General features: G+C 42.7%; 12 protein-coding genes and 1 pseudogene. 5 read left to right on the plus strand and 8 right to left on the minus strand.

What is annotated here, in order from left to right; translation table 11 throughout:
* Positions 1-56: 56 nt before the first annotated feature.
* Positions 57-1,946, plus strand: coding sequence for a sensor histidine kinase (locus tag MKY98_RS05780; protein ID WP_069010366.1), 1,890 nt, complete (start codon positions 57-59; stop codon positions 1,944-1,946).
* Positions 1,947-2,045: 99 nt separating this feature from the next.
* Here MKY98_RS05780 and MKY98_RS05785 read toward each other — a convergent pair whose 3' ends face one another.
* The 4 genes and pseudogenes from MKY98_RS05785 to MKY98_RS05800 all read right to left on the minus strand — a co-directional run.
* Complete coding sequence (locus MKY98_RS05785) at positions 2,046-2,282, minus strand: NHLP leader peptide family RiPP precursor (RefSeq protein WP_013309068.1); 237 nt, start codon at positions 2,280-2,282, stop codon at positions 2,046-2,048.
* 75 nt (positions 2,283-2,357) lie between these two features.
* Complete coding sequence (locus tag MKY98_RS05790; protein ID WP_029516118.1) at positions 2,358-3,293, minus strand: hypothetical protein; 936 nt, start codon at positions 3,291-3,293, stop codon at positions 2,358-2,360.
* Positions 3,294-3,470: 177 nt separating this feature from the next.
* Positions 3,471-4,544 (minus strand): polysaccharide deacetylase family protein, encoded by a 1,074-nt coding sequence (locus MKY98_RS05795; RefSeq protein ID WP_039269442.1) that lies wholly within the window; start codon positions 4,542-4,544, stop codon positions 3,471-3,473.
* 82 nt (positions 4,545-4,626) lie between these two features.
* A pseudogene (locus MKY98_RS05800) lies at positions 4,627-4,869 on the minus strand (hypothetical protein); the annotation flags it as partial.
* Positions 4,870-5,262: 393 nt separating this feature from the next.
* Here MKY98_RS05800 and MKY98_RS05805 point away from each other — a divergent pair.
* On the plus strand, positions 5,263-5,733 hold the full coding sequence (locus MKY98_RS05805; RefSeq protein ID WP_069010367.1) for a hypothetical protein: 471 nt from the start codon (positions 5,263-5,265) through the stop codon (positions 5,731-5,733).
* An 84-nt stretch (positions 5,734-5,817) separates the two neighbouring features.
* Here the strand turns inward: MKY98_RS05805 and MKY98_RS05810 are convergent, their stop codons facing one another.
* From MKY98_RS05810 to MKY98_RS05820, 3 genes are all read right to left on the minus strand, one after another.
* The gene (locus MKY98_RS05810; protein ID WP_029516121.1) at positions 5,818-6,312 is read right to left on the minus strand and encodes a hypothetical protein; all 495 of its coding nucleotides are present in this window, start codon (positions 6,310-6,312) and stop codon (positions 5,818-5,820) included.
* A gap of 92 nt (positions 6,313-6,404) precedes the next feature.
* Complete coding sequence (locus tag MKY98_RS05815; RefSeq protein ID WP_069010368.1) at positions 6,405-6,911, minus strand: DJ-1/PfpI family protein; 507 nt, start codon at positions 6,909-6,911, stop codon at positions 6,405-6,407.
* Between the two features lie 170 nt (positions 6,912-7,081).
* Complete coding sequence (locus MKY98_RS05820) at positions 7,082-7,531, minus strand: AbrB/MazE/SpoVT family DNA-binding domain-containing protein (RefSeq protein WP_341038934.1); 450 nt, start codon at positions 7,529-7,531, stop codon at positions 7,082-7,084.
* A 216-nt stretch (positions 7,532-7,747) separates the two neighbouring features.
* Between MKY98_RS05820 and MKY98_RS05825 the strand changes: the two genes are divergently transcribed.
* Together MKY98_RS05825 and MKY98_RS05830 are read left to right on the plus strand one after the other, a co-directional pair.
* Positions 7,748-9,145, plus strand: a complete 1,398-nt coding sequence (locus MKY98_RS05825) for a helix-turn-helix domain-containing protein (RefSeq protein WP_069010370.1) — start codon at positions 7,748-7,750, stop codon at positions 9,143-9,145.
* Positions 9,146-9,383: 238 nt separating this feature from the next.
* Positions 9,384-9,653 (plus strand): aspartyl-phosphate phosphatase Spo0E family protein, encoded by a 270-nt coding sequence (locus MKY98_RS05830; protein WP_141695431.1) that lies wholly within the window; start codon positions 9,384-9,386, stop codon positions 9,651-9,653.
* Between the two features lie 181 nt (positions 9,654-9,834).
* Here MKY98_RS05830 and MKY98_RS05835 read toward each other — a convergent pair whose 3' ends face one another.
* Positions 9,835-11,061: an acyltransferase gene (locus MKY98_RS05835; protein WP_069010371.1), complete on the minus strand. Its 1,227-nt coding sequence runs from the start codon at positions 11,059-11,061 to the stop codon at positions 9,835-9,837.
* Positions 11,062-11,278: 217 nt separating this feature from the next.
* On the opposite strand from MKY98_RS05835, the gene MKY98_RS05840 reads away from it, so the two are divergent.
* Entirely contained in the window at positions 11,279-12,286 is a 1,008-nt protein-coding gene (locus MKY98_RS05840) for a substrate-binding domain-containing protein (RefSeq protein ID WP_029516126.1), read from the plus strand.
* The last annotated feature ends 13 nt before the right edge of the window (positions 12,287-12,299 follow it).

A 12,299-nucleotide genomic window follows, 5' to 3' on the forward strand; every position in this document is an offset into this window, starting at 1 on the left:
ATGTTAAAACGTATACAAACTTGTAAATCCTACTATGTAACTTTGAGGTGCTTAATATGAGGCATGTGCCCAAAGCTGTCGCCGCCCTGCTAGCGGTCATTGTGATGCTGTTGTCGCTGGGTCACTCCGCCTATGCGGCCAAAATGACCCCGGAAGGGGATTATAAAATACCCTCCTGGGATATGAGATGGGGAGAGGTAGACGAGGATGGCTCTTTAGATGAGGTAAAGAATCCCAGCAAGATCTGGATGCATATTGAAGATGATACACAACTGCTTAGGCAGCCCGGCAATATAGGCTCCGCCTGGATTCGTATTAAGTTACCTTCGCTAAGTGATGAAACGCCAGCGATACTTTTTGAAAATATTTATGGCAGGCATATTACGCTGTATAAGGATGGGACCAATTTTTACGAATCCTACCGTGGGTACAATTATGAGAATAATCGTATTCTGATTCCGCTGAAGCCGGAAGACAGCGGTAAAACATTATACATATGGACGGAAAGCAGTAAGAAAAGACTGGGCATCATCGGTAATGTGATGACCGGTGATTATCGCGATTTGTTGGGGACCTTGGTCAGAATGGATGTTTTAGATATTGTACTGGGCAGTACGTTTATCTTTATCGCCCTGGTGCTGCTGATCTGCTCGTTTTTTCTGTTCCGTCCGAGTATGGCCATGTGGCTGTCCCTAAGTGCGATTGTATTGTCTATTGGTCTGATGATCGTAACGTATTCACCATTCTTGTATACATTCTATCGCGGCTATGGCAAGCTGTACTTACAACTTTTTGATGTGGCACTATTTATTCTGCTGCCCTCATTAGCCTTCTTTTTTGAGCAAAACATCAATTCGATTATACTGATTCGTAAATTCAGAAAGTTGTTAACCGCCTACTCTTTGTTCTGCTTTACCATGATGATTGTGAATTTAGGAGCACAGGAGCGGTTGAACAACATATATTATTTTTTTAGTGTAGTCATTCTGGGTATATTACTCGTCGCCTTAATGATACTGCTGGTATTTGCTTCGGTTCGCATGGCACTTAAGGGTGATCACGAAGCGATCATCTTATCGACAGGCTTTGCATTTTTTGCAGTCATCTCTATCGGGGAACTGAGCTGGTTTTTCATTCTGGACGGACACTACAATATGTTTTTGTGGAAATGGGGCGTGTTCGGTTTTGTACTGGCGTTGATCGCGATTTTGGGCAGAAGACTGGCAGAAAAGCACAAGCAGGTGGTTCGGTATTCCAGAGAACTGGAAATGTTCAATAATGAGCTTCAACGTTCGGAGAAAATGGAGATTATTAGCGATCTGGCTGCATCTGTAGCTCATGAGGTACGTAATCCCCTTCAAGTTACACGTGGATTTCTTCAGTTGATGAGCAAGCAGGAGGATGGTAAGAACAAAGACTATCTACATATCGCTCTGGAGGAGCTGGATCGAGCTTCCGCGATTATTACTGATTTTCTGACCTTTGCCAAGCCAGAATTTGACCAAACCAAAACCTTGACCATATTGGACGAATTCAAGCATATTGAAGGAATCATCAGTCCAATGGCTAATTTGCAAGGTGGAAAAATTTCGCTGGATATTCCCCAGGAAATCAAAGTACGCGGGAATTCCTCCAAGTTCAAGCAGGCGTTCATCAATATCATCAAAAACAGTATTGAAGCGCTGCGAGACCAGGGGCTTATTCATATATGGGCTTATGTGGATAACGGAGAAGCTGTCATTCATATTCGGGATAATGGTGAAGGGATGGATGCTCAGACTTTATCCAGACTAGGTGAGCCTTATTTTTCGAATAAGACAAAAGGCACGGGTTTAGGAATGATGGTGACTTTTCGGATTATTGAAACGATGAATGGAAAAATAACTTTTACAAGTGCAAAAGGGGTGGGAACAGAAGCGACCATCCGCTTCCCCGTAGCCGGATAATATCCGGCTTTTTTGCGTTCGGAGAAAACGGAGGGAAGCTTGCTGAGCCCACCCCTATGAGGTTAAGGAATCTAGATTAAATAAGCATTAACAATCATTCTACCACATTGAGCGAGGTTTCTGGGATGCAGCGAGCACGCCGGAGGGGTCTGGAGGAATTACCAGAAAAAACTGATCAGGCGTTTCTTCTAATGTTTTGATTTGGATATGATCGGGGATCACGACTCCTAACACATCACGAATTGCAGATTTGGGATCAGTCATCAGTTTCTCTCTGAAACTGGCATCCTCCCAAGCTTTTTGAATGACTTGTGTTTGAAGAACTTCAGTAGCCATCAAAAATCACCCTCTCATTCAATTGGTTATATTTACCTAGTCAGTATACCACGAAGGGCTCAGAAAAATCTAGCATTATTTCATATTTTTGGAGAGCCAGTAGTCAAGTCCGCCTCTTCTCAAATGCGAGCGTCCGCCTTCAATTTCTGCCGCCACTTCGCCCAGCTCAGCTGCGATAGAATGTGCAAAGCTATGTAGGCCGTGGATAGAAGGCTCCAGGGTCTCTAACTGTTGGACTGCTTGATCGGCAATGTTCACATAGCTGGCAAGCGCACCGCGTACATAAATCGCTTCCTGAATCTGTTTGGGTCCCAATCCTTCACAGTAAGCCGTCTTTTGCTCGGCACTGATATGGGACAAAAGACAGTTATAGCTATGTTCGACCAAATCTTCTGACCAATCCGCCCAATCATCCGACATTTGAAGCACGAGTAGCGCCAAGTCCGTCATATTTGTAATGTTTTGAATCAGATCAGCACGGCCTGCGAGCAGCAAAGCACCCGTTCCGGCCATTTTTAATGGACTTGCTTTCAGCGCGACCTTATTTTTTTCTCCTTGAAAATAGTCCTCTGTTCCTTCGGATATCACACTAACGGCCCATTCATCAACATACGTTCGGGCATATGACCAAAAAGGAGAGGTTGCCGGAAAAAGGTCCCGATATACGCTTAGACACTCGGTATAGAATAGTTGACTTAAAGCGAGTTGCGTTTTACGGTTGTCTGCTGCTGTGTCCATCACATCGTCTTGAATTAAATAGTGAGCCATGACGAACACGTTGCCAAGTGACAGCCTGCGGCATGTTTCGGGGGGCAGTCCTGTGAGTTCTTGCAGCCAAAATGGAAGCAAATAGCATATGTAATTACGCGTGCTGTCTTCCCGCAACGGATTAAAACGCGCCAGATAGTCCAAACCCTCTTGCTGAAAGGGAGCTGGAAACGTGGACGTCCGTTCCTCCGCTTGACGAAATACTTTTTCCAATTCGTCTTTGTATGCAAAATACCATTCCATCGCCATCACCTGCATCTCTTATGAATATTTTTATAGCGACTTCTAGTTGTTACCCGCCATTATACAACAGATTGCAATTTTCAAGATTTTGTTATTTTTACATTGAGAATGTTGTAAAAAGGATATCGACAAAAATCCCGGTTGGGAAGATCCCGCCGGGATTTTGTTTTTTTTAAATTAGATGATCTCTAAATAGTCAATATAAGCATCCCATGTCCCATTATCGGCTGTTACAACAAGCTCAATCTCTTGATTTCCGGTTCCATGGCTGACATTGTTTAAAGTATAGACCGCAGGACTGCTCCCGCCGTAGTAGAAGGTACCCTTCGTTTGTCCACCAATTTTCAAGTCAACTTTGGCCATGTTGGAATTATTTGAAGCACCACGGAGTGAAAAACTATGGGTGCCGCTGGTAAAATTCTGTGTGAATTTCACTGAATCATTGTTGGAGTATAAAGCCACTCCGTTGAACGGCGAGCTGATATTTGAAGTATACTGACCGCCTTTGGTCATATTCTCTGCTTCCACTTTTGTGCCTTTGTTTGGCGGCGTTTCGCCGTTTCCGCCATCAGGCGCTACCGCCCGGCCATTGCTTGGTGAGATCATACCAGAGCAAAGGTTACGATTTTTGAGGTTCTGTGCAATTTGTGGAATAGCTTGGAGTGTAGTCTGGTACTGATCATGCATCAGGATCACATCGCCGTTTTTAAGTTTGCCCGCAGCAGCTACGATCTGTGCGGTGGAGGCGCCGTTCCAGTCTTGGGAGTCAACGTTCCACAATACTTCGGTAAGACCGTTTTGGGTCTCAATGGATTTGAGGGTTGCGTTGGTCTCGCCATACGGAGGACGGAACAACTTTGGTGCCGTGCCAGTAATGGACTGTATCGTTTGCTGCGTGCGTGTAATTTCCGATGACATCTGCGATGTGCTCAGTTGTGTCATATGCGGATGTGACCATGAATGATTACCGATCCACATGCCTGCTGCTTGCTGGTCACGTACAAGCGAAGGATTATTCTGCGCGTTTTGTCCAAGATTAAAGAGCGTCGCGCGTAAACCGTTTTGCTTCAGAGCACTAAGAAGCGCTTTGGTGTTAGAGGGATTGGGACCATCGTCGAAGGTTAACGCTACATAACCGCTCGAGCAATCAGCCGCAAGCGCCTGGTTGCTCGAGATCACCAGCGAGCCTGTGAATAAAGACAAGGTGATTGACATAATCGCCGTCCATTTTCCTGCTTTAGCTATAAACATGGGTCTACCTCCTAGCTATTTTAATATAGTATGGATGTTCCGATACTCCGAACCGATTCAACTCTTTACTAGATTTGAAATTTTAGTTGATCTCCAAATAATCAACATAAGCATTCCATGTTCCGTCATCGGCTATTACAACGAGCTCGATCTCTTGGTTTCTGGTGCCATTATTGCCGCCAATCGTAATTGTATTACTAGTTACATTGGCACTCCGACTGCTTTGGTATCTCTCTACAGTAAGTGAATCTTCATACATCTTGTCCATGTATTCCCACTTTTTGAAGTGCTCGCTGACCGATATGGTTTTGCTCGTGCGTTTGGATGTCCACAAAAATAACCTTATTTTTTTGTTTCATTGGACTTTTCTCCTGTAGCCTCACTATGATGCAGTGCATTCTGTAGTAGCTTGATGCAACATGTCTTTCCAAAAATCGAATTGTAAACGTTTGCAATTCGATTTTATCATATTTTCTTTAATATATAACTTGAAATTTTTCAAGTTATATTGTAGAAAGTATAGTTATTCATTCTTGCTCACTCTACAGGATAGGGTTCCCAAGGAGCGCGTGTAGATCGAAGGTTGGGTGTAATTGTGATAGCAATGTTCATAATTTCTTTTTTCCCGTCTTATGGTTACTTAACAGGCGAAAATATGAATAAAAATAGCGGGAAAAGAAAATATTATTTTAAAAAGGATGAAAGAAGGGTCTGCAACATGAAAAAACAATGGAAACTGACCGCTGCTATCCTGTATGGAGGAGTGATGATGTATGGCACTGCGGGTGCAGCTGGAGCTTCCGGGACGGAACCGGGTAATTCGTTGCAAGCAATCACCCCCAACGCCTCTATCCAAGGGGCAGCCCGCCAATGGAATGCTGAACCACAGGACGAACACGGGCATGTTCACAGACATAGGCACGGCAAAAGGCCTGGCGGCTTGAATCACCATCTCAACGAGAAAGTAGCCAAGCTGCTGGGCATCACTCCTGTCCAGTTAGAGAAAGAGCTGGGACAAGGGAAGTCGTTGGCCGAGGTTGCTAAAAGCAAAGGCATCAAAGAGGACCAGCTCATTGATAAGTTGAAGAATGAAATGACCGTGGACTTGAAACGGCTTGTGAACCGTAAAGGCCCGATTACATTCGATCGTAAGTCCGGCGCTTCGAATGAAGCTCAATTGAAGCGTTAGCCGGGGATACCGTGGTATATCTGCTCTTGAATAAGTCGAGGAGTAGATCGTTTGACAATAAAAAAAGGATGGGGAAACCTATCCTTAAATTTCTACTTCCTTATCTTGTGCTATGTCATATTTAGTTACTTTACTGGTGTATTTATCTACATAATAGAATCCATAAGTTGCAATGTGATCAGGGAAATCTTCGTAAACTCTTATACAATATTTAGTTCCTTCCAAACCTTCAACCATTAAGTTTAAATTATATTTAACAGCATCCTTTTTTATTTTATCAGAAAGAATATGGAGTGCTTGATTTTCTGTAATCATCTTTTGCTGTTTACCTAAATACAGTTTATTATCAATGAGGCTGATTTGTCTGCTTTCTGCAATCCCAATATCTTTAACAGAGATATACGTGTTTCCGTTGTAAATCAAGCCATCGGCAGTGTTCTTTTTTGTCCCCTCTAAAAATACATCAAACTTTTTCACAACAGCATTTACGCTTGTTCCAGATGCAGCCATTGCGGTTGCACCAGTAATCATCATACCAATGGTTAAGCCCACTAATAGCCCCTTTAATTTGTCATTCATTTTAATTACCCCTCTTATGTATGCTAATTCCCTCACTATAGTATCCTAAATATCACCATACATAAAGTGATTGTTGTGGGAGAGCAGAAGAGTCAATTATCTTTAAAGAGCTTAAAAAAATCAATGGTTTCTTTTAAATCTTCATCATCAGTATAAATGTTCATCACCTTGCCTATTTCAATTGCAAAGTCCACATACTGATTTGGTTTAGCCGTAATGATATTCTTGTGTATCTCCAGACCCGTTGGATGATTCACAGGATTTTTATAGGAGACACCTGCTATCTCCAGTAGTTCAGTGGCAGAACAAATGGTCGCTATCACTTTATGATCATTATTTAGTGTACTGATTAGAGCTAGAAGTTGCTTGTTCGTCTTTAATAGAGTGTTATCTCCACCAGGTATAATTAGGAGTTGAATATCCTCAGCAGACACTTCATCAAGGGCTACCGAAGGCGTAACTTTAAAATCCTCATAGGAAATTACAGGGTCTTTGGTTACTCCAATCGTAACAATGTCCCCTTTGGTTTTCATAAAATAGGTTGCTAGCATAATCTCAAAACTCACATAACCATCATAAATTAAAACGTGTGATTTCATTTATACACCTACTTCAACATTAGTTTTTAGCTTTGAGTCAATATACCACTTTGATAGGTTTAATTCCATAATTTACAGCAAATATAGGCTTAGAAGTTTAAATAACCAGTCGCACGAAATCAACCAGCGACTGGTTATTTAGCTTTGCTAGAATATGAGTTGAGCGATACCTATAATAGCTTTTTAAGCTGGGAAATACGGCCTTGGGATACGCCGAGCCGTTCAGCGTATTCGCCTTGCTTGGCGTTTGGATGCTCGTGCATGAGTCTTCTTAGCTTCTCAACCAAATGTTGTGAAGACAACCGATGTACACTTTTTTCTTTGCACGCAGGTTCCTTAATAACAGGTACAGGTATTTGACTCACACCTATGTTTCCCTTCAGATCGTTTATGCATTTTTTACATAAAAATGAACCCCTGAAATAGCTTAAATCCCGAACCGAATAGCATAAATGACAGCAGACTCCTATATACTTTCGCATGCTCAATAATCCTGTTTCAACATCCAAATAAAATTCTAAAGACTCACCAGCTTGAATCCCCATAGAGGTTCGCATCTCCTTAGGAATAACAATCCGGCCTAACGTATCCAAGGGACGTGTCATACCTGTATTTTTCAAGTGATCTTCTCCTTCCATTGTCCAACATCCAATGATCTCCTAAAAAAAATATAAAAATCAATAAAGTAAAAGCATTTATGTTTGTTCCAAAAGATGGTATTATCGTGAAAGAAAATCAATAATTATACCATTAGTTTCCAAACTACATTGTTTATTGAAATTGAAATTGAAATTGAAATTGAAATTCTATGAAAATGCTGAAAGGGTGGTTTATCCATGGAAATCACACCTACGATACAGGCAGAAATTCAAACTTATCTGAAACGAAAAGGCTTAACGATGACCAAGTTTGGTCACACGATTGATTTGAATGTAGGTACAGTTAGTAGCATTGTGACTGGTAACCGATCTATTTCTGTTCATCAACTGGATAGTATTACTGCGGGAATGAATTTACCACCGGATTATTTTTACGAACGTTATATTGAAGAATGCATTGAAGAATCTCCGCTAAACTGGAAAAAAATAAGCCCTTTCTTATACCGATGCATTGAACTAGGACGACTCGACTGCTTGCAGCGAGTTGTAATTTTGCTATTGGATAACCCTAATTATCCGCCATCGCTCTTTGAAGTTGCCGAAAATGTATACAAAGACGGTTACAACGAAGCAGCGGCATACCTTTACAAAAAGGTGGCTGAAAGTGAGAAGCAGCAGCATTCAGAGCGATTGGCGGTCTGCCAGTATCGTTTGTTCCAAATCAATATTGGACAAGATAGAGCTGTAAATCTTCAAGCTGCCATTGAATTTGCTCCTTTTGTGGATCGTTTAGACGAGATAGAGCAATTAGATGCATTAAAAGATTTGGCTAACGTCTACAGGTCATTAAGCATGTGGGACAAGGTGTATGAATTTGCCCATCAGATGGGTCAATTAGGACAGATCCAATATAATTTGGTTCATAACTCCAAGCGAAAAGGAACAGATTCGAAAAAAAAGCCAATTAGACCGTTTTTCACCTACATAGCCTATTCTGATCTAATGTGTGCTAGTGCTTGCGATGCAAGAGGGGATCATGAACAAGCATTAGAACACATTCATTGTTATGCGGATCTAAGTTGGGTGAAGGAACAAGATTCTGAGTCTCTCTATTGGAAGAAGCAATATCTGCAATGGGCGAAAATTAATACGTACGTCAATAGACTTATGTCCGGGGACATCAGTGTTCTGCCAGATTACGTAGAACATATGGCTGCCGAAAAGGAGATTTTTGCCGAGCTACTGAACGTCCTTGAAGTAGCTAATCGATATAATGTAGATGTAGATCATATCCTTCGACGCTTTGAGTCCCAAATTGCAGCGTATCAGGAACCATCATCTTCTGATACGTATACTCAACAAGTTTTATCGGAAGAATACGTACGCTTCTGGTACAAAATGGCCAAGTACAGCCTAAATAAAGGCAGATATCCATATGGTTTCAATTGTTTAATAAACGCTTTTGAAAAAGCTGTTACAATTAACCACGTACTACTTATTGCCAACTGTTTTGGATTATTTTATCATTTCAAATTACATGCGGCTCCTAAAACACAGGCTCGGTTTCAATCCATTTATGAGGAGGTGTGGGAGAAAAATGATCAAAAGGATGGCTTTCTGCTTAGCGGTAACTAGCTTTTTACTGGTATTCACAGTACCATATCAAACTGCAAACCTAAGCCATGGCACAATCCAAACACAAGGACACGTTGGTGGAATGTGATCCAAGTAATCATCATCTTCAAATTCATTACTATTGACCAGCTTATAGCTGGTCTATTTTTGTATTATTTTGTAATTTTTAGGTTCAAAAAAGATCATGACGTATTTGTACATCCCTCCTTAAAATAAGATTCAATAGGAGGTATGCAGGATGAACAGGGATAAAACGGAAACGTTAATTCAACAAATGGAACACGCCAGACAACACTTGCATGATCTTTACGCAGAGTATGGCTTCGGACATGCTTGTGTACTTGAACAGTCTATGCTTTTGGATGAACTGATTAATCAGTACAACCGTATGTATCAGACCAGAAAGCAGCCTCACCATGTTTTGGATCAGATCATTAACAACGACGATGTTATGTTCAGTCCATCCTCCCCTTTCTCTTTATGCAAAACTGTGACTTCTCCCACGTAATGTTTATTATTATTCTATATAATGACTTATTTTAAAATAAAATACATATTCATGTCATAAAATGTTAATCATTTTTTTGGGGACAGCATACTAAGGCAACAAAAAAAGCAGAGCTCCATAAGAGAGCCCTGCCAAAGTCCATTGGATTTATAACCCCATGCTGAAACACAGACGCACAAGTTTAGCCAAGCTCCTGCGTGCTTTTGGAAGCGCGCTTAGAGGAAAGGAACTGGAAACGAAACGCATGCCAGTTCAACCGCTGTCTGCCTTTGGAGCCAACAATCCAGTTGCCGCCGGGCAGATGGGCAAAGAGCCAGCTGATGCCCAGAGAAACACTTGCCACGACGACAAACGTAATGAGCGTAGCTGTAAAATGATGATCACCCAGTGCAAGCGGGCGGGTGTAGTAGGATATGAAGGACAGCACGAGCGCATGGGCCAGATATCCTCCGAAGGAATAGCGTCCAATCCAGTTCAGCATACGGCGAAACGGCTCGGATCGCGTATCTTTTTGCAAATGAAGCAGCAGTCCGTACAACAAAAGCAACTGCGAGACAATCAGCACGAAGGTGCTTGGTTTCAGATAAGTAGAAATATTGAGATTGATCGTAACACCCGACTGGATCAGCATCGTGTGACCCATGAGCATGAACAAACCAATAAAGACAAATACATTCCACGGCAACGTCTGTTGGGCCAATCCCCGCCAGGTGTCCGTCATATAGGCGCACACTGCGCCCAGCATAAAATAGAAAAAATACATAACAAAGTTATAAGTGCGGTAATCTAACAGAGTCTGCCAAAAGGACGGCAACCCAGTGCTCCATGCAGACATGTCATAGTAGGACCATTGTAACAACAAAGCGTAAGCCGCAGCGGCAATCAGCATAACAGCCAAAACAAGCTGTTTGCGTCTTTTCGTGCTGTAACGGCGTAGAAACGCTTGAACCTGCCCGGCTGCTTTTGAAAATAAAGGAAACAAAATATAAAACTGAAAGATCATCACTACAAACCATAGATGATATCCGCTGACGGGGATGATCATTTCCTCGAACATACCTTTGTAAAAATAAATATTTCCCCACTGCGCCGTTGACCAGTTTTGAGTACATACCCAATAAATAACCGTCCAGCAGAGGAAAGGAACATAAATATCTCGAAACCGCCTGCCAATATAGCGAGGGTAGCCAATCGGTTTGTTACCATTATAAAAAAGCAGCGCCGCAGACAGGAAAACGAACGTCGGTGTGCCAAAACGTGTCAAATGATACAGCATCGCGAGCATCACAGAATCTGGCTGTTGGATGTCGCTGCGATAAATATATTCGCCAATGCAATGCTGAAGCACGACAGCGAGGTAGGCGAGGCCCCGTAGTTCTGTCCACTCCGCGATACGCGGCTTGCTCATCCATATCACTCCTTTTCCTCAAGATACGCACATGTTTTTCCTAGCGCAATTGTAGGTATTGTAACGTAGAAACATTAGTGCAGGATTAACGCCACCTGAAAGTAAGAAGAGTGAAGTAGTTCCAATTTAATATGATTGCGTTTACAATCTAAGTGAAACCAGAATAAATTAAAGTGAATTTATAACTTAAGGATACACACAGGAAGAGGGAGGAAGGATGAAAAAAACGCTGCTGGTATATATGCTGTTGATTGCGGCCTTTGCTCTCTATGTGTTCAGGTATGAACAAACTGGCCCGTTGAATGGTACTTGGGAAGATAAGGGGCTACGAGGCAGCATCGGAGAAACCTATATGATGATTACCTTCCAGTCTGGCTTGGAGTATTGGAAAAGCGGGCTCAAGGGTTTCGAGGATGCAGGAGATGCTTTGGGAGTGACTGTGGAGTATCGGGGAGCTACCCGTTATGATGCACAGGAGCAGACGACAGTTATTGAGCAGGCGATTGCTCGTAAGCCCGCAGGGATTGCCATATCAGCGATTGATCCTCACTCTCTGATTCCGGTAATTAATAAGGCGCTGGATGCGGGCATTCCTGTGGTACTGTTTGATGCCGAAGCGCCGGGGAGTCGGGCGTATTCTTTTTTGGGCACGGATAATTATAAGGCGGGCGTGACCGCTGCGGATAAAATGGCAGAGCTGTTGGGACGAGAAGGTCAAGTCGCTGTTTTGACGCTACCCGGTCAGCAAAATCATGAGGAACGCTTGCGTGGCTTTCGCGATACCATACAGCGGCAGTATCCTGCCATGAAGGTGGTGGAAGTAGCGGATGGCCGCGCAGACGCGATGGTCTCCCGGGATGAGTCGCAAAGGCTGATGAAAGCTTATCCGAAACTGGCGGGCATTTTTGTGACCGAAGCAACGGGAGGAATAGGTGTAGGTGAAGCGGTACTGAGTCAAAAAAACAGCCACCCGCTGAAAATCATTTCTTTTGATACGAATAAAGCGACATTGGATATGATTCGTGGTGGCACAATCTCGGCAACAATTGCTCAGGGAACATGGAATATGGGCTATTGGTCGCTTCAATATCTGTTCCATCTGCATCATCATTTGACGACTCCTGCGCCTTCTTCCACCGGAGACAACACTCCGCTGCCCGTGCGGGTAGACACTGGAATCTCTGTTGTCACCCAGGCGAATGTAGATGATTATTATGCGAAATAAATTTTGGAAGCGT

The sequence above is a fragment of the Paenibacillus sp. FSL M8-0228 genome (assembly GCF_038007385.1).
GTDB classification, from domain to species: Bacteria; Bacillota; Bacilli; order Paenibacillales; family Paenibacillaceae; genus Paenibacillus; species Paenibacillus polymyxa_D.

Excerpts from the sequence above, each read along its gene's own strand:
- MKY98_RS05815 (WP_069010368.1), bottom strand. The coding sequence starts at position 6,911 with ATGAAATCACACGTTTTAATTTATGATGGTTATGTGAGTTTTGAGATT.
- MKY98_RS05795 (WP_039269442.1), bottom strand. The coding sequence starts at position 4,544 with ATGTTTATAGCTAAAGCAGGAAAATGGACGGCGATTATGTCAATCACC.
- MKY98_RS05825 (WP_069010370.1), top strand. The coding sequence starts at position 7,748 with ATGGAAATCACACCTACGATACAGGCAGAAATTCAAACTTATCTGAAA.
- MKY98_RS05835 (WP_069010371.1), bottom strand. The coding sequence starts at position 11,061 with ATGAGCAAGCCGCGTATCGCGGAGTGGACAGAACTACGGGGCCTCGCC.
- MKY98_RS05805 (WP_069010367.1), top strand. The coding sequence starts at position 5,263 with ATGAAAAAACAATGGAAACTGACCGCTGCTATCCTGTATGGAGGAGTG.
- MKY98_RS05840 (WP_029516126.1), top strand. The coding sequence starts at position 11,279 with ATGAAAAAAACGCTGCTGGTATATATGCTGTTGATTGCGGCCTTTGCT.
- MKY98_RS05785 (WP_013309068.1), bottom strand. The coding sequence starts at position 2,282 with ATGGCTACTGAAGTTCTTCAAACACAAGTCATTCAAAAAGCTTGGGAG.
- MKY98_RS05810 (WP_029516121.1), bottom strand. The coding sequence starts at position 6,312 with ATGAATGACAAATTAAAGGGGCTATTAGTGGGCTTAACCATTGGTATG.
- MKY98_RS05780 (WP_069010366.1), top strand. The coding sequence starts at position 57 with ATGAGGCATGTGCCCAAAGCTGTCGCCGCCCTGCTAGCGGTCATTGTG.
- MKY98_RS05790 (WP_029516118.1), bottom strand. The coding sequence starts at position 3,293 with ATGGAATGGTATTTTGCATACAAAGACGAATTGGAAAAAGTATTTCGT.
- MKY98_RS05830 (WP_141695431.1), top strand. The coding sequence starts at position 9,384 with ATGAACAGGGATAAAACGGAAACGTTAATTCAACAAATGGAACACGCC.